Genomic DNA, 16,646 nt, shown 5'->3' with positions numbered 1-16,646 from the left:
GCGGTACTCCCACCGCCCCGCGGGCCGCGCCCCCGCGCAGCGAAGGAAACACCCCCGCATGACGTCGACGTCCACACCCGCCTCCACGCCCGGGTCCCTCTTCGCGGAGCGCCTCGACGTCGCGGAGGAGCGGCTGCGCCGGCTCTACATGCGCCACGAGTCCGGCTTCCCGACCGCCGAGGAGGACGAGGACGAGGGCCTGGACGAGGGCCCGGACGGGGGCCCGGACGCGCCGATGGACCTCGACGGCTCCGACGGCTCCGGCGGCGGTCGGCGTCGCGCGCGCTCCGCCACCGCGTGGCCCGACACCGGGCGGCTGGCGGAGCTGGGCCACCGCGGCGACCGACTGGCCCGACTCGTCACCGAGTTCGGCCTCTCCGAGCGCGAGACGGACGTCCTGCTCACCTGCCTGCTCCCGGAGCTCAACCCGGTCTGCGGCAGTGCCTTCCGCTTCCTGACCGGGCTGCCCTCCTCCCGCCCCACCGTCTCGGTGGCCCTCTCCGCCCACGGCATCACGGTGACCGACGCCCTCGGCACCGGACTGCTGCGGCCCGGCTCGACGCTGCTCACCGCCGGACTGGTGGCCTACGAGGACCCCACCGCCGCCTTCCCCGACCGGCTGCTCCGCGTCCCCGGCCGCCTGGTCGACTTCCTCGCCGGTCGCGCGGGCGGCCCCGGGGCGGGCGGCGTCCCCTGGCTGCGGCCCCTGCCCCCGCACGCCCCGGCCGCCCACGAGGCCGACCCCGGAGCCACCGCCGCACCGCACTTCGCGCTCGACGCCGACCCGGGCCGCACCCGGTACCTGCGCCAGGGCATCCGCGGCGAAGCCCTCCCCGCGGCCCGCGAGGCGCTGGCCGCGCTGGGGCTCGTACCCCTGCTCCTCGACCCGGACGCCCTCGCCACCACCGACCTCCCGCCCGCCCGGCTCGCCGAACAGGCCGCGCTGGAGGCCCGGTTGCTGGGGGCCGCCGTCCTGCTCCCGGTGCCGCCGCCCGGCACCGCCACGCCCGAGCGCGTCGACCTGCTGCGCCAGCTGGCCACCCGGCTCGACGAGGCCCCGCCGCTCCTGCTGCTCTACGGCGCGCAGCCCTGGTCCGCCTACGAGTGGGACGCCCCGCTGCCCGTCGAGAGCGACCTGCGCTCCGCCGCGGCCCGCGCGCCGCGCGACCAGCTCGGCGCCGCCGCCTCCGCGGCCGTGGAACGCGTCCACCGGGCCGGCGCCCTGCGCGCGCAGACCCCCGCGATGCCCGAGGTGCGGGCCGCCGCCCGGCTCCGATCGGCCGCCGAACTCGGCTCCCTGGCACGGCACATCGAGCCCGTCGTCGGCTGGCAGGACCTGGTGCTGCCCGACGCCGTACGGCACCGCCTCGACATGCTGGTCGCCCGGGTGCGCCACCGCGAGGAGGTCTTCCAGGACTGGGGCATGCGCCGGGGCGGCGGCCGCGGCCGCGGCACCGCGGCCCTCTTCGCGGGGGAGTCCGGCACCGGCAAGACCATGGCGGCCGAGGCGCTGGCGCACGAGCTGGGCCTGGACCTGTACGTCATCAGCCTGCCGTCGATCGTCTCCAAGTACATCGGTGAGACGGAGAAGAACCTCGAACGGGTCTTCTCCGCGGCCGAGACCCTGGAGGCCGTCGTCCTCTTCGACGAGGCCGACTCGATGTTCGCCAAGCGCGGCGAGGTCAAGGGGTCCAACGACCGGCACGCCAACATGCAGAGCGGCTACCTCCTGCAACGCCTCGAAGCCTTCAACGGCCTCGCGATCCTCACCACCAACCTCCGCTCCAACATCGACTCCGCCTTCACCCGCCGCTTCGACGAGGTCGTCCACTTCGAGAGCCCCGGCCCCGACGTCCGCGCCCAGCTGTGGCGCGGCCTCCTCGGCGACGCCGCCCCCGCGGACCTCCCCGTCGACGCCCTGGCCCAGGCCTACGACCTGGCCGGTGGCAGCATCCGCGCCTGCGTGGAGAGCGCGGCCTTCGAAGCGGTGGCGGCGGGCCGACGCGTGACCGGCGAGGACCTCCTCGCCGGCATCCAGACGGAGTACACCAAGCTCGGCCGCCTCTTCAGCCGCCCCCGCTGACGAGCTGTCCTCCTTTGCGCGGCGGCGTCGTCCTTGGGGGACCGGCCGCCCACCGGGGCGCTGGTTGGGTGGAGACGGGGGTGGGGGTGTTCCTGCCCAACTCCGTCCGCAGCACCGCGGTCGGTACGCGCTGTGGTGAAAGAGAGTTCGTCGTGAGCGACATGGGTGGCCTTGAACGCAAGCCGGTGCCCGGAAGGACGTGGCAAGGGGCCCCGCCCGCCCCGGTGTCGACCGTGCTGCCGAGCACTCAGCCCGGCCCGGACTGGGACCCCACCGACTCGCGATGGATCCCGAACTGGCTCCTGGACGGCCCGCAGAACGCGCAGGGCGGGGGCGCGGGCCCCGCGGGGGGCGCGGGCCCCACGGCCACCGGGGGCCCCACGGCCATCGCTGTTTACGCACCCCCCACCGCGCCACCGGACCCCGACGCCACGCCGATTCCCGCGGACGCGCAGGAGAACAAGTTCCTGGTGGACGACGAGAAGAACCGCATGCAGGTCAAGCGGGACGCGACGGCCAAGGAGAAGCCGGTCCGGAGGAACGCCCAGATCGTCAAGGAGGTCCTGGAGGACAAGGAGAACAAGAACGCCTCGCTCCTGATCTACGAAGGGGGCTTCAAGAAGGGCATCGGGCGTGCGGCCGTGGCCGTGGGCAACATCGAGGCCGCCGACCACGTGGCCGTGCTGGTACCGGGCATGGGCAGCTCCCTCGACACCCTCGCCGAGCTGGTCCGCAGGGCGAACAACCTGCGCGAGCAGTGCGTGGAGACGGCGCCCGGCGCCCGGGTCGCGGTCGTCGCCTGGGTCGGCTACAAGGCCCCGGGACTCCTCAAGGTCGTGTACGAGAGGCCGGCCGCGAAGGGCGCGCGGCTCCTCCTGCGCGATCTGGACCGCTGGCGCGGGCACTGGAGCAAGAGCGCCACCCGCGCGCGGCGTCACCTGCCGACGATGCCCTCGCTGACGGTCAGCGGGCTGAGCTACGGAAGCGTGGTCACCGGTCACGCCGGAGCGGGCGCCGGGAACGACTACGAGGGCAAGCCCCTCATCCCCAAACAGGCCCACCTCGGCAGCCCCGGCAGCGGGTTGCGCGCCAACCACCTCGGTGGCTCCCAGATCTACTCCGCTTCGACCCCCAGCGACCCGGTCAGCTGGCTCAGCCGCTTCGGCAGCGACCCCACGCACCGGAGGTACGCGGAGAAGTACCCGGTCCACCGGATGAAGGTCAAGTACCACTGGACCGTGGCCAAGGACATCAACCCCTTCGCCTTCACCTCCCACCAGAGCTACTACGACAAGGGCAGCGAATCCCTCGCCAACCTCTCGCGCGTCGTGGTCGACAAACAGGACGAGATCACCTTGACGGCCCCCCGCGACGGCGCCCTCGCCGGCCACAGGTGGGTCTCCCCGTACCTCGACAAGCCGGCGCCCGACGGGCCCGCACCGGCCGAGGGGGATGCCAAGAGCCGCAATCGGCGCCATCTCATGGCCTGGCAGTTCATGACGGGCAACGGCGACCAGGCGGCGAAGATGTCCTCGGAGCTGATGGAGAACCTCTTCCAGGCCCACATGCAGGTGAACCGGGTCCCCGCCAGCTTCTGGGCCGTGCCCTACGGGCAGGCCCTGGGCGAGCGCCCCCGCGGCGAGGCCGGCACCATGCGGGCCGGGCAGAAGCTCATGAGCGACATCGCGAGCTACTACGGCCCGTCGCTGCCCTCGCAGTACGGATCCGGTCCCGAGCGCTCCGACACCCCGACCTGGGCCGGTCCCGTCGCCGCCTACCTCAGCTATCCGAGCACCGAATTCGGCGCCCACGACGCGCCGGCCTCGGTGCAGGACCTGAAGGACAAGGGCAAGGCGGTCCTCGACCTGATGAAGCACCCGAACCCGGCGCAGTTCAAGTCGACCGCCAAGGCCCTGCGGCCCGGTCCGGACTTCTTCATCTACCTGGCCGCCCTCGCCCTGGACCCGGCGTTCGAGGCCAACACCAAGCTGGTGGAGAGCCTCCAGAAGAAGACCGGCAAGAGCGACGGCTTCGGCCCCGAGGACTTCTACAACGAGGTCGGCGCGAAGAGCTTCCGGGAGTTGAAGGCCGAGGGGCACCTCAAGCAGAGCGATCTCAGCAGCATCCAGTCCGTGATCCAGGACGTGCCCGGAGCCCCCCTCCTCACCTACGCGCTCAACCGGGTCTCGGGGTCGGTCTACGAGGCCGTCGAGATGCTCACCGAGCCCATCGCCTACACGTGCATCAAATGGCGTGCGTGGTTCGACGCGAACCTGAACAGCGGGACCACCAGCGGGCGCGCGGAGACCTACCGCACCTACCTCAAGTTCATGATGTCCCTGTACCAGGTCCCCGACGCCTACGACCACTTGCTGGCGATCACCGACCCGCACTCGACGGAGGGCAGGGAGCTCAAGAGCCTCGTCGAGGAGATGAAGAGCGTCACCAACAAGGTCAAGCGGGCCCAGGACGAGGCCAAGACGGCGTCGGACAACCGCCAGCAGCAGGCGTCGCAACAGCCGTTCGCCTTCGCGGAGGAGGGTGCGCAGAGCACCCGTGAGTGGTTCATGGGCAAGCTGAAGACGCTGACCGGCGGAGTCTTCCAGGACATCACCCCGATGACCCTCCCCGTGTACCACGAGCGGGTCCTCGACGAGCAGTTGGTGGCGGTCGCCGCCATGCGGTACTTCCCCGAAGCGCGTCAGCGCGCCATCCAGAAGTACCTGACGAAGAAGAACAAGGGGCACATCGTCTCGATGCTGGCCGCCCTTCCCGCGGCCTGGGCCGGCAGGGCCTTCCAGAAGGGCAACTTCGCGGACATGGACGCCCTGCTGGTCAGCTTCGTGAGCTGGGCGGAGACCCAGTGGAGCTATCTGAACGCCAAGACCCAGACGGAGAAGAACCGCTACCAGGTCGTTCCCCCGGCCACCGTCCGACTCTCGACCTACACCTACGAGTTCCACGTCCGTGACATCGCGGTACGGGTCGCCAACGGCATCTGGGACTCGGACGAGGTGCAGAAGCGGCGTCGGGGCCCCGCGCCGCAGACCCGGACGCAGCCCGAAGTCCGCCCGTCCGCACCGGTGCTCGAGCCGGCTCCGCAGCGTCCCGCGCCGTTCCAGGGCCCCGACCTGGCGCAGTACGCGGGGTCCCACAACATCCGGTTCACCACGGACACGATCCTGGAGTCGTATCCGACCGTCGCCAATGCCACCTGGCAGAAGAGGATCGAAATGGGAAGGACCGAGCCCTACGGCAGCGTGTCCAACCTGGTGCCCGGCCTCGATCTGAACACCGTCGTCCAGGTCCCCCCGGGCGGCGCCGGCGTCACCGCGACCCTGTCCGCCCGGCGTCTGCCGAGCGGTCGGCTCGGCGACATCGAGTTCTCGTACATACCCGGTAGCACCGGGGGCGACTACGCCTGCACGCTGCCCGCCGGCATGCGACTGAAGGTGGGCTACCGAGGAGGAGTGAAGACGACCGTCACGGGCCCGAAGAACGGCCACATCCTGAACGTCCCGCGGCAGGGCACCGGCGGGGTTCTGGAGGTGGACTTCCGGCTGGCCGGCAGCTGACCGCGCACCCGTGGCCGCGGGCCCCTCCGCGGCCACGGGTCAGAGCCGGCCCCATCGGCCGAAGGGCCAGGCGATGACGAAGGCACGCCCGATGACGTCCTCCTGCGACACCGTGCCCTGCCCCTCGTCGCCCAGGTGGTAGCGGGAGTCCGCAGAGCGCTCCCGATGGTCCCCCATGACCCAGATGCGGCCCCGGGGGACCGTCAGGGGGCCGAACGGCTTGTCGCCGCACGGCCTGTTCATCGGATGGAGGTACGGCTCGTCCAACGCGTGGCCGTTTACCGTGACCGGGCCGCCGCTCTTGCATTCGACGACGTCTCCGCCGACCGCGATGACCCGTTTGATGACGTGCCGGCCATTGCTCGGTGGACGCAATCCGAGAAATGCGAGACTCTCGCCGAAGAGCTTTACCGCACCGGAATCCCGTGCCGTTTCCTCTGGCGGTACCCAGTCGCCGGGATCCCGGAAGACCACCACTTCGCCTCGAGCGGGTTCGGCGGCGAACCACGGCGTCAACTTGTCGACGAGAACGACGTCGCCGATCTCCAGGGTGTGCTGCATCGATGCGGAGGGAATCGAGAAGGTCTGGACGAGGAACGTCTTCACGCCCAGGGCGATGAGCAGCCCGGTGCACAGCAGGACCAGAGCCTCGAGGACGAGCGAACGGCGTCTGCGCGCGGAGATCTTCCTGCGGATCCGGCGGCGTGCGTCGCGCCCGTCGATCCGCCGCCCCGCAGGGCGCCCCGTGGGCCGACCGGAATTCCTGCGCCGACCTCTGCTACCCATGGACCCGACGGGGATTCTTCATGTCCACTCGACCTTTCGACGCGATTACCCTACCGCTCCGGCACAGGGAGATCGCACACGTGTCCGGCGGCGGACTTTGGGAAATCGCCAATTGTGGGTCATTCTCGGTGTGGGCGTCACGCGAGTGATCTCGTCGAGGGGGAGCGGTCGAACCGCCATTTCATGCGGCTTCGGCGCCGTCTGTTGCGAACGAATAGAAACGCGGTTCCCATCCGGTGGAAGCCGGCGCGGGTGGGCGCTGGGTGATCAGGGCCGCGAAGGAGGACCATGGCCGACCACGCCCGCCGTCGCGCGAGCCATCGGAGCCCCGCCCCCGCCCCGCGCGGTGGCCGGGGCTCCCGGCGGCTGCCCAACCCCGGGCGGCAGTTGGTGGTCCTCCTGGCCCTGCTCGTCGTCATGGTGTGGTGCGCCCGCCTGGGCAACGGCTGAGGGGCGCGGGGCGCCGACTGCCCCTGTTCTAAGACCGCCTGAGCGCGTCCTTAACAAGCCCATAAGAAATCCCCCCAACCACGGCTTTATGGTCTCTTGGTCGGTTTGCGGCCCTATGGTCAATGACATCCCCTCCCCCCCCCGCACGCCACCACACGTCCCGACGCGAGGTCTCGATGTCCCGAAAGCCCCAGTCCCGCAAGCGAGTTGTCCTCACCAGCGCTGCCGTCGTCCTCGGCCTCGGCGCCCTGGCCGTCCCCATCGCGGCCAACGCCGGTACGGACACGGGCGATCAGCTGCGCACGACCTGCGGGGTCGCCGAGGGAGGCTCGAAGTGGTGGGCGTCGGGCCGGATGGCCCTCAGCAACCCGGGCACGGACGAGGCCAAGGACTGGAAGCTGGAGTTCGAGGTCTCGCGGGGCCTCGCCACCATCAACGACCCGGGGACGTACGAGCTGAAGCAGACCGGCAGGAAGGTCACCGTGACGCCCAAGAAGGGCCAGGGCGGCGTCCCGGCCCGGGGCGAGCGCGTGGTGCTCGTCGGCATCAACCCGGGGGGCGAGGCGATCCCGGAGATCACCGGCTGCACGGTCAACGGCTCGGACGGCGGCGCGCACGACCGCGACAAGCCCACGGCCCCCCAGGACATGGGCTCCCGCGTCATCGACCACCAGACGGTCCACGTGATGTGGAAGCCGTCCACCGGCTTCGGCTCGAAGATCGAGAAGTACGAGGTCTTCCAGGACGGCAAGCTCGTCAAGACCGTGGACGGCGACATCACGATGACCAACATCGAGAAGCTCACCCCGGAGACCACCTACCGCTACAAGGTTCGCGCCGTCAGCCAGGCGGGCGGTTCCCCCTTCAGTAAGGAGATACCGCTCCGTACGGAGAAGGCCCCGGACCCGGACCGTCCGGCGCCGACCCCGCCCAAGAAGCTCGAAGGCAAGGCGAACGGCCCCCACCAGGTGGACCTGGCCTGGCAGCCCGGCAAGGACGGCGACGGCTCGGCGGACGGGGTGCGCGGCTACCGCGTCTACCAGGACGGGAAGAAGGTCCTCGACGTGGACGGCTCCGCCACCAAGGCCGCGGCGCAAGGACTGCTCGCGGACAAGGAGTACGCGTTCAAGGTCACCGCGGTGAACTCCGCGGGCAAGGAGTCCGCCCCCACCGACGAGATCCGCGTACGCACCGGGAAGGGCGACGGCGGGGGCGGCGGCGGGCACGCGCCCGGCGACCTGACGGCCTCGGCGAGCAGCAAGCAGAACGGCGGCGTCAAGGAGCACTACCTCGACCTCGCCTGGTCCGTCCCGCAGGGGCAGGGCACCGTCGGCACCTACCAGGTCCACATCGACGGCAAGCTCGCGCAGACCTTCATGTGGGGCACGGGCGACGCCGTGCTGCCGATCCCGTCCGGCACCGCGCAGCGGGAGGTCGCGGTCGGTGCCCAGCCGGGCAGGACCTTCAAGGTGAAGATCCGGGCGAAGCTCGCGGACGGCACCTGGAGCGGCTTCTCGCAGGAGAAGACCGTCACGACCGGCGGCTGACCCGGCCTTCCCCGCTCCGTCTCCCCTTCCCCACCGAGCCCGTACCGGCCCCACCGGCCCGAGGAGCCCCCACATGACCAGCACCGCCCCTTCCACTCCGTCCACCCCTCCCACCCGCCCCGCCCCGCGCGGTGCCGTCCGGTCCCGCGGTACGGTGGTCGGCTCCGCCGCCGGGGCCGCCGTCCTCGCACTGGCGGTGACGGCCGCCGCCGTCACCCCCGCTGCCGCGCACGGGGCCACCGGCGACCCGGTCAGCCGGTCCGTCGCCTGCTCCAAGGACGGTTGGAGCCCGAAGAACTCGGCCTGCGGGGCCGCGAAGGGCGTCAGTACGGGCCAGCTCGGCGACTGGCAGTCGATCGTCCAGGGCCAGGCCATGGACCACTCGACGCCGACCTCCTCACCGCAGCACCGCGGGGTGATCCCGGACGGCAAGCTGTGCAGCGCCAACAAGCCCGAGTTCGCGGGGCTGGACCTGCCCCGGAGCGACTTCCCGTCGACGGATCTGCCCAGCGGCGCGGAGTACGCGCTGAAGTACGACATCAGCGCGCTGCACAACCCGTACCGCATGGAGATGTACGTCACCAAGGACGGCTACGACCCGAAGAAGCCGCTCAAGTGGGACGACCTGGAGCCCACCCCGTTCCTGAGCGCCGACAACACCGCGGCCACCGCGAAGCCGAACAACGGCAAGGAGTTCACGTTCCGCGCGCAACTGCCGCAGAAGAAGGGCGAGCACCTGATCTACACGATCTGGCACGGGCTGAAGAAGCCCGACGGGTCCGTGCAGAGTTCGGAGGCCTTCTACTCGTGCTCGGACGTCGATTTCAAGTGAGCCGAGGGGGAGGGCTCCCGGGTTCCCCGGGGTGGCCGTTCACCGCTCCCCGGCCGTCCGCCGTCACGGCAGCCCGCGACTCCGGTCGCGGGCTGTTTCGCGTTCCGTCTCCGTACGAAGGGCCCCGCGGCCCCCCTCGGGCTCGATACCGGCAGGACCTTCGCCCCTGCCGCTCGACGCCTCCCGGGTAGATGATCTTCGCGAAGCGGATTCGTGGACTCCGCTGGACCCCAGGGAGACACATGCCCGGAACGTACGGGATCCCGGCGCCGTCCCGGAGGCCCATCGGGCCGGTGCGGACAGCCTCCCCTGGTGAGAGCGGCCCGGTGGTCGGGCCCCGGTTCAACGGACATGTGGAATCAGGAGACGTGGTCCATGGCAGAACACCTCGATGCCCAACAGCCCGCCGGACGACGGCGCGAGCGCGCCGCCGGACCCGACCGTGTGACGGAGGCCCAGGACCATAGGGTCCTGGGACGTCTCGCCCGGGAGGACTGGGGAGGGAAGCCGGAGCACGTCGATCCCCCCACCGTCGCGCTGATGCTCGCTCTGGGACCACGGCCGCGCGGGGGCACCTTCCCCGAGGCCATGTGGCAGCAGGGCGCGCTGCTGGACGCGGCCGTGCAGTGGGAGGACCTCGGCGCCTTCCGGGTCTCCGCGCGGAGCTACGCCGACCAGCTCGCGCGGGAGGCCGCGCACCGGGACGCGGACAAGACCCTGCGGGAGCGGCTGCCCCTCTGGGCCCATTCGCGGGACACCCGCGCACTGCGGGCCCGGCGCAAGAGGGAGGTGGCGCAGAAGACCGACGGCGCCAGGAACCTCCGCGCCGCGGTCGGACGCACCCATGTCCTGAGCGACGCCGAACTCGCCTACCTGAAGGCCAAACCGGTCGCGGACGTCGCGCGGGCCGCCGTCGACACCGGCGATCCGGTGCCCGATCTCAGCCGGTTCGCTCCCGAAGCGGTCACCACGGCGCACCGCCTGCTCAAGGCCGCGCCGACGGCGGGCGCCGTGTGGCGCGACCCCTTCCACTTCAAGGACCTCATGGCCCGGACGCGGAACGTCACGGCCGTCACCAACTCGGTCGAGGCATGGCTCGCGAAGGCGGCCGCGGACGCGGCCCGGGCGGCCGAGGAAGAACGGCAGGCCGCGGCCCGGGCGGCCGAAGCCGAACGGCGCGCGGCCGCGCTCTCCTTCGAGGCCGGGCTGTGGGGTGCGGACGAGGAGCGGCTCGCCGACCTGCTCGCCGGGTCGGGCACGGGCGACGAGCCCCTTTCCGGGCAGTCGCGCGCACTCGTCGTGGAGCACCTGGCCGTCATGGGCGCGGCCCGCGCCGGGGGCGCCGTGGCCTACCTGGATGGCATGCGGGCGCAGGAGGCGGCGATCGAGCGGGCCAAGCACACGGGCCTCGACAAGTGGCTGCGCCGGGGGTGCGTCTACGGCAGGAAGGGCATCCGCCGGTTGCAGGCGGCCGAGGACCTGGTCACGCGCCGCGCCCAGGACATCGAGGTGATGAGGGTGCTCCTCGCCTACGGCCTGATCCGCCCCACCACCGGTCGGACCAACACCTCGGTACCGGCCCTGCTGGGCCTGACCGCGTCCCAACTGGCCAAGCTCCGCGGACTCCTGGAGCCCAAGCTCGCGCTCACGCGGCCCGGCCCCGGCCGCGACGCACTGGCCGCCATGGTCCGCGAGATCGACACGATCCCCGACGCGCGGAGCATGCTCAAGGCGGTGCACGACCACGGCACCGGTTACCTGGAGGCGCGGCGCGAGGCCGTGGCCGACACGCTGGAGGGCCTGCGCCGCGGGATCGAGGAGCTGCAACGGTCCGGGAAGGACCGGCGGGGCGGGGAAGACGGCGAGGGCCGCAAGACGCTCGCCACCGGGAAGGCGCTGGTGGCCGAAGCCGTGTCGGTCCTCGCGGCGCTCGACCGCCAGATCGTGCTCCAGCACTCCCCGGCCTACGCCGCCCTGGTCCGCGTGACCGCCCCGGCCTGAGCCGGGCCGGCCGCGCCGCGCAGGCTCACTCCTGCGGTGTATCGCGCACGCCCACGCCCATCGACAGGCGGTCGTCGTCGGCATCGACACGTACGGTGTCGCCGTCGCGGACGTCGCCGGAGAGGATCTCCCTGGCGAGCCGGTCGCCGATCGCGGTCTGGATCAGACGGCGCAGCGGGCGGGCGCCGTAGGCGGGGTCGTTGCCGTTCTCGGCGAGCCAGGCCAGGGCCGCCGGGGTCACGTCCAGGGTCAGGCGGCGGTCGGCCAGGCGCCCGGCGAGGCCGGCGATCTGGAGCTCGGCGATGTGCGCGAGCTCGTCCTCGGTCAGCGCCGAGAAGACCACCTGGTCGTCGAGGCGGTTCAGGAACTCCGGCCTGAACGAGCCGCGGACCGCCTCCAGCACCCGCGCCCTCTTGTCCCCGGCACTGGTCGCCGGGTCCATCAGGTGCTGACTGCCCAGGTTCGAGGTCAGGATCAAGATGGTGTTGCGGAAGTCCACCGTCCGCCCCTGACCGTCCGTGAGCCGCCCGTCGTCCAGGACCTGGAGCAGCACGTCGAAGACCTCGGGGTGGGCCTTCTCGACCTCGTCGAGGAGCACCACGCTGTACGGGCGCCGACGCGCGGCCTCGGTCAGCTGGCCGCCCTCCTCGTAGCCGACGTACCCGGGCGGGGCGCCGACGAGGCGGGCCACGCTGTGCTTCTCGCCGTACTCGGACATGTCGATGCGGATCATGGCCCGCTCGTCGTCGAAGAGGAAGTCCGCGAGCGCCTTCGCCAGCTCCGTCTTGCCCACGCCCGTCGGCCCCAGGAAGAGGAACGAGCCCGTCGGTCGGTCCGGGTCCGCGATCCCGGCCCGCGTGCGGCGCACGGCGTCCGACACGGCGCGGACGGCCGCGCCCTGCCCGATCAGGCGACGGCCCAGCTCCTCCTCCATCCGCAGCAGCTTCTGCGTCTCGCCCTCCAGCAGCCGCCCGGCCGGGATCCCGGTCCAGGCGCCCACCACGTCCGCGATGTCGTCCGGACCGACCTCCTCCTTGACCATCTGGTCGGCGGGGTCGCGCAACAGGGCGGCCTCGTGCTCGGCTTCGGCCGCGACCTCGACCTCCTCCTCCAGGGCGGGTATCTCGGCGTAGAGCAGCCGGGACGCGGTGTCGAAGTCGCCGTCGCGCTGGGCCCGTTCGGCCTGGCCGCGCAGCTCGTCCAGGCGCTCCTTCAACTCGCCGACCCGGTTCAGGGAGCGCTTCTCCTTCTCCCAGCGCGCGTTCAGCCCGCGCAGCTCCTCGTCCTTGTCCGCCAGGTCCTTGCGGAGCTTGACCAGCCGTTCCCGCGAGGCGGGGTCGGACTCGTTCTTGAGCGCCAGCTCCTCCATCCGCAGCCGGTCCACGGAGCGCTGGAGCTCGTCGATCTCGACCGGCGAGGAGTCGATCTCCATCCGCAGTCGCGACGCGGCCTCGTCGACCAGGTCGATCGCCTTGTCCGGGAGGAAGCGCGAGGTGATGTACCGGTCCGAGAGCGTCGCCGCCGCCACCAGCGCGCTGTCGTTGATGACCACCTTGTGGTGCGCCTCGTAACGCCCCTTGAGCCCGCGCAGGATCGCCACGGCGTCGTCCACCGAGGGCTCCGGGACGAGGACCTGCTGGAAACGCCGCTCCAGTGCGGGATCCTTCTCGATCCGCTCGCGGTACTCGTCCAGCGTGGTCGCGCCGACCATGTGCAATTCGCCGCGGGCCAGCATCGGCTTGAGCATGTTGCCCGCGTCCATGGCGGAATCCCCGATGGCGCCGGCGCCCACCACGGTGTGCAGCTCGTCGATGAAGGTGACGATCTGCCCGTCGGCGGCCTTGATCTCCGCCAGGACCGCCTTCATGCGTTCCTCGAACTCGCCGCGGAACTTGGCGCCCGCGATCATCGCGCCCAGATCGAGCGAGATCAGCCGCTTGTTCTTGAGGGACTCCGGGACATCACCTTTGACGATGCGCTGCGCGAGGCCCTCGACCACGGCCGTCTTGCCCACGCCGGGCTCGCCGATCAGCACCGGGTTGTTCTTCGTGCGGCGGGAGAGCACCTGCACCACCCGGCGGATCTCCTGGTCCCGGCCGATCACCGGATCCAGCTTGCCGTCACGGGCCGCCGCCGTGAAGTCGGTGCCGAACTTCTCCAGCGCCTCGCACTGGACCTCCGAGTCGGGAGTGCTCACTCGCCGGTTCTCCTCACATGGGTCGTCTCCCGTGCCCGGCCGCGCGCGACCACAGGTGGGTCCAGTGTCCGAGATCCGAAGGGCCCGTGGGAAAGGAGAAAGTTGACTCCCTGGCCCCGCTGGTTGATCGTCGCCAATTCAACAGAATTCGGCCCGGCAAACCCTTCCCCGTAGGTCAAAGGTTGATCCGCCGCAGACCTCCGATGACAAATGCCCGGCGAACTGCCCTATCTATTGCTTTCGTTTGACACGGCGTCGAACCGTTGGCCATGATCCTGAACAGAATCCACGGACTCGAAACCGGCGATGGCCAGGCGGTACGGCATATCAACCGCCGCATCCGGCCCCGGAGAACGAGCAGCCCTTTCCATTCCCCCGCGACGGAAAGTGCGCTCCGCCCAGGATTCGCCCTCGCCCCAGGAACAACCCTCGGGACAACTCACCAAGAAGGAGTGCTGGATGGCAACCTACCTGGCCCCTGGCGTATTCGTTGAAGAATCCGTCGGCGGTTCGCGTCCCGTGGAGGGCGTCGGAACGTCAGTAGCGGCCTTCGTCGGATTCGCCGAGCAGGGCCCGCTGAACGAGCCGGTCCGCATCACCAACTGGGGTCAGTTCACCAAGACCTTCGGCGAGTTCATCGAGGGTTCCTACCTCGCGCACTCCGTCTACGGCTACTTCACCAACGGCGGCGGCACCTGCTACGTCGTCCGCGTCGGCGGGTCCGGCAAGGACGCGGTGGAGGGCGGCGCCCAGTCCGTCGGCGCCGCACCGACCCAGGTGCTCGGCGGCTTCCGCGTCGCCGCGCTCCCGGTCGCCGCGGGCCGCGACATCTCCGTCGACGTGCAGAAGAAGCCGGTCGACCCGAAGGCCAAGCGCCCGGCCGCCGGCGCCACCACCGCCGACAAGGCGAAGGCGGGCGGCAAGGACGGCGACGCCGCTCCCGAGGGCGACACCTTCACCTTCACCGTGAAGGTGGACGGCTCCGCCACCGAGTCCTTCGACGTCAGCGCCGACAAGGCCTCCCCGGCCTACGTGGTGACGCAGGTCAAGGAGCGCTCCCAGTACGTCATGGTGGAGGAGGCCCCGGCATCCACCGGCACGGCGCTCGCCCTGCCCGACTCCTCCTCGCTCGCCCTCCCGGGCGCCCCGAAGGGCGAGGCCGCGGGCGGCCAGGTCGTGGCCAAGGACGTCGTCGGCAAGTACGTCGGCAAGGTCAACGACCGCTCCGGCCTGTCCGGCCTGGAGGCCATCGACGACATCACCATGGTCATGGCCCCGGACCTGATGGCCGCCTACCAGGCGGGCAACGTCAGCCGCGAGCAGGTCAAGGCCATCCAGATGGCCATGATCAACCACTGCGAGAACATGGCCAACCGCATGGCCATCCTCGACCCGCTCCCGGACATGGGCCCCACCGAGGTCCACGACTGGCGGCAGAACGAGGCGGGCTTCGACTCGAAGTACGCCGCGCTCTACTACCCCTGGATCCAGGTCGCCGACCCGTCCACGGGCGAGGGCTTCCTCATGCCGCCGTCGGGCCACGTCGCCGGTCTGTGGGCCCGCAACGACGAGGAGCGCGGGGTCCACAAGGCCCCGGCCAACGAGGTGCTGCGCGGTGCGCTCGACCTCGGCATCCAGGTCACGAAGGGCGAGCAGGAGCAGCTGAACCCGGCGGGCATCAACTGCATCCGCAGCTTCCCGGGCCGCGGCATCCGCATCTGGGGCGCCCGCACGCTCTCCAGCGACCCGGCCTGGCGCTACCTGAACGTCCGACGCCTCTTCAACTACCTGGAGGAGTCGATCTACCTGGGCTCGCAGTGGGCCGTCTTCGAGCCCAACGACGAGCACCTCTGGTCCAAGATCCGCCGCAACATCTCCGCGTTCCTCACGAACGAATGGCGCGACGGTGCCCTCTTCGGCTCGACGCCGGGTGAGGCCTTCTACGTCCGGTGCGACGAGAGCACCAACCCGCCCGAGGTCATCGACGCGGGCCGGGTCGTCTGCGAGATCGGTGTCGCACCGGTCAAGCCGGCCGAGTTCGTCGTATTCCGGATCGCCCAGGATTCGATGTCGGGCGAAGCCTGATCCTCGCCCGACATCGAAATTCCGTACCCAGATAGATCTAGAAAGAGAGAACAATGTCCGACCCTGGATATGGCTACACCGGCACGTTCGATGGAGTCACGCTTTCTTCCATCGTGCAGAACGACAGCTTCAATATGCCCATGCCGGAATATGAAGTGATCAGCAAGGAGGTGCGAAACCCCAGTGGTGTCCTCGCGCTGGAGACCCACAAGGTCTTCAAGCCGAAGACCCACGAGATCGAGCTCGAATTCACTGACCCCGAGGCCAAGACGTTTCCCGGCCTGCAGAAGCTGCTCCCCAAGGTGGAGCCGGGCAATGGCACGCTCAAGCAGGTCAAGAACGGTGCGGTACAGACCGAGGTCACCTACGAGCAGGTGCACGTGACCGGCCTCTCGAAGAACGAGAGCGGTGGCGGCACCGTCAAGCTCACCGTCGTTCCGGTTCCGCCGAAGTGAGAAGGGGGCGCCTGCCGGAGGGCAGTTCTGTTTCCGAAGGTGGACCGGCTGCCTCTTCGCTCGCGCCTCCGAGCGGATCGGTCGCTGCGGGGGGTCAGGTTCCCCCCGCGGCGGATCCGACCGCATTCCCGTTCGTTCTTCCCCGTGGGTACGTGGACCAGCGCGGGAAGACGCACAGGGCGGGTGTCATGCGGCTCGCAACCGCGCGCGACGAGCTCACTTCGCTGTCCGACGTCCGGGTCAGGCAGAACCCCGCCTACATCTCGGTGGTCCTCCTCAGCAAGATAATCACCCGCCTGGGCACGGTCGAGGAGATCGACCCGGAAGTGGTGGGGGGTCTCTACGCGGTCGACCTGGCTTTTCTGCAGAAATTCTACGAAAAGATCAACGTGGACGGCACTCCGATCGCGTCGACCACATGTCCGAACTGTCAGCACGAATTCGATGTGGACATGGGGAGCCGCCTGGGGGGATGAAGGTGTACGCGGCGGCGGACCTGCGTTCCGAGATCGCGTACATCGCTTACCACTTCCATTGGTCCCACAGCGAAATCCTCGACATGGACCACGTCCAGCGGCGTGCGTACATCCAGAGCATCGCGGACATCAATCAGCTTCTCGACGACAGGAAATAGC

Annotated in this window: 11 protein-coding genes and 1 pseudogene; 10 read left to right on the top strand and 2 right to left on the bottom strand. The window is 70.4% G+C overall.

All coding sequences use genetic code 11. The features are described from left to right. The first annotated feature begins 58 nt into the window (after positions 1-58). Positions 59-2,083, top strand: coding sequence for an ATP-binding protein (locus ACFWAR_RS14885; protein ID WP_385776932.1), 2,025 nt, complete (start codon positions 59-61; stop codon positions 2,081-2,083). A gap of 233 nt (positions 2,084-2,316) precedes the next feature. Further along, complete coding sequence (locus ACFWAR_RS14880; RefSeq protein WP_385776930.1) at positions 2,317-5,658, top strand: alpha/beta hydrolase; 3,342 nt, start codon at positions 2,317-2,319, stop codon at positions 5,656-5,658. A gap of 39 nt (positions 5,659-5,697) precedes the next feature. On the opposite strand, the gene lepB is transcribed toward ACFWAR_RS14880, so the two are convergent. Continuing rightward, complete coding sequence (gene lepB, locus ACFWAR_RS14875; RefSeq protein WP_385776928.1) at positions 5,698-6,264, bottom strand: signal peptidase I; 567 nt, start codon at positions 6,262-6,264, stop codon at positions 5,698-5,700. 468 nt (positions 6,265-6,732) lie between these two features. Here lepB and ACFWAR_RS14870 point away from each other — a divergent pair, with 468 nt between their 5' ends. The 4 genes from ACFWAR_RS14870 (at position 6,733) to ACFWAR_RS14855 (ending at position 11,274) form a co-directional block, all read left to right on the top strand. After that, positions 6,733-6,894 (top strand): hypothetical protein, encoded by a 162-nt coding sequence (locus ACFWAR_RS14870; protein ID WP_385776925.1) that lies wholly within the window; start codon positions 6,733-6,735, stop codon positions 6,892-6,894. 176 nt (positions 6,895-7,070) lie between these two features. Then, on the top strand, positions 7,071-8,441 hold the full coding sequence (locus tag ACFWAR_RS14865; RefSeq protein WP_385776922.1) for a fibronectin type III domain-containing protein: 1,371 nt from the start codon (positions 7,071-7,073) through the stop codon (positions 8,439-8,441). 73 nt (positions 8,442-8,514) lie between these two features. Then, a complete protein-coding gene (locus ACFWAR_RS14860) occupies positions 8,515-9,273 on the top strand; it encodes a lytic polysaccharide monooxygenase (RefSeq protein WP_385776920.1) in 759 nt (252 codons plus the stop codon). A 375-nt stretch (positions 9,274-9,648) separates the two neighbouring features. Beyond that, positions 9,649-11,274, top strand: coding sequence for a hypothetical protein (locus tag ACFWAR_RS14855; RefSeq protein ID WP_385776918.1), 1,626 nt, complete (start codon positions 9,649-9,651; stop codon positions 11,272-11,274). Between the two features lie 25 nt (positions 11,275-11,299). Here the strand turns inward: ACFWAR_RS14855 and ACFWAR_RS14850 are convergent. Next, a pseudogene (locus ACFWAR_RS14850) lies at positions 11,300-13,477 on the bottom strand (ATP-dependent Clp protease ATP-binding subunit); the annotation flags it as partial. A gap of 453 nt (positions 13,478-13,930) precedes the next feature. On the opposite strand from ACFWAR_RS14850, the gene ACFWAR_RS14845 reads away from it, so the two are divergent. The 4 genes from ACFWAR_RS14845 to ACFWAR_RS14830 all read left to right on the top strand — a co-directional run bounded on the left by ACFWAR_RS14845 (position 13,931) and on the right by ACFWAR_RS14830 (position 16,645). Next, complete coding sequence (locus tag ACFWAR_RS14845) at positions 13,931-15,556, top strand: phage tail sheath family protein (RefSeq protein WP_385776916.1); 1,626 nt, start codon at positions 13,931-13,933, stop codon at positions 15,554-15,556. A 53-nt stretch (positions 15,557-15,609) separates the two neighbouring features. Then, positions 15,610-16,011 (top strand): hypothetical protein, encoded by a 402-nt coding sequence (locus ACFWAR_RS14840; RefSeq protein WP_385776914.1) that lies wholly within the window; start codon positions 15,610-15,612, stop codon positions 16,009-16,011. Between the two features lie 188 nt (positions 16,012-16,199). Further along, entirely contained in the window at positions 16,200-16,487 is a 288-nt protein-coding gene (locus ACFWAR_RS14835; RefSeq protein WP_385776913.1) for a hypothetical protein, read from the top strand. Then, on the top strand, positions 16,484-16,645 hold the full coding sequence (locus ACFWAR_RS14830; RefSeq protein ID WP_385776911.1) for a DUF6760 family protein: 162 nt from the start codon (positions 16,484-16,486) through the stop codon (positions 16,643-16,645). Before ACFWAR_RS14835 ends, ACFWAR_RS14830 begins: the two co-directional genes overlap by 4 nt. The last annotated feature ends 1 nt before the right edge of the window (position 16,646 follow it).

Source organism: Streptomyces sp. NPDC059917 (genome assembly GCF_042730635.1).
Classification (GTDB): Bacteria; Actinomycetota; Actinomycetes; order Streptomycetales; family Streptomycetaceae; genus Streptomyces.
Note: the sequence above shows the minus strand (reverse complement) of the source record. Positions and strands in the feature narration are given on the sequence as shown.

Coding starts and splice junctions, on each gene's coding strand:
- ACFWAR_RS14885 (WP_385776932.1), top strand. CDS start 59: ATGACGTCGACGTCCACACCCGCCTCCACGCCCGGGTCCCTCTTCGCG.
- ACFWAR_RS14870 (WP_385776925.1), top strand. CDS start 6,733: ATGGCCGACCACGCCCGCCGTCGCGCGAGCCATCGGAGCCCCGCCCCC.
- ACFWAR_RS14865 (WP_385776922.1), top strand. CDS start 7,071: ATGTCCCGAAAGCCCCAGTCCCGCAAGCGAGTTGTCCTCACCAGCGCT.
- ACFWAR_RS14860 (WP_385776920.1), top strand. CDS start 8,515: ATGACCAGCACCGCCCCTTCCACTCCGTCCACCCCTCCCACCCGCCCC.
- ACFWAR_RS14855 (WP_385776918.1), top strand. CDS start 9,649: ATGGCAGAACACCTCGATGCCCAACAGCCCGCCGGACGACGGCGCGAG.
- ACFWAR_RS14845 (WP_385776916.1), top strand. CDS start 13,931: ATGGCAACCTACCTGGCCCCTGGCGTATTCGTTGAAGAATCCGTCGGC.
- ACFWAR_RS14840 (WP_385776914.1), top strand. CDS start 15,610: ATGTCCGACCCTGGATATGGCTACACCGGCACGTTCGATGGAGTCACG.
- ACFWAR_RS14835 (WP_385776913.1), top strand. CDS start 16,200: ATGCGGCTCGCAACCGCGCGCGACGAGCTCACTTCGCTGTCCGACGTC.
- ACFWAR_RS14830 (WP_385776911.1), top strand. CDS start 16,484: ATGAAGGTGTACGCGGCGGCGGACCTGCGTTCCGAGATCGCGTACATC.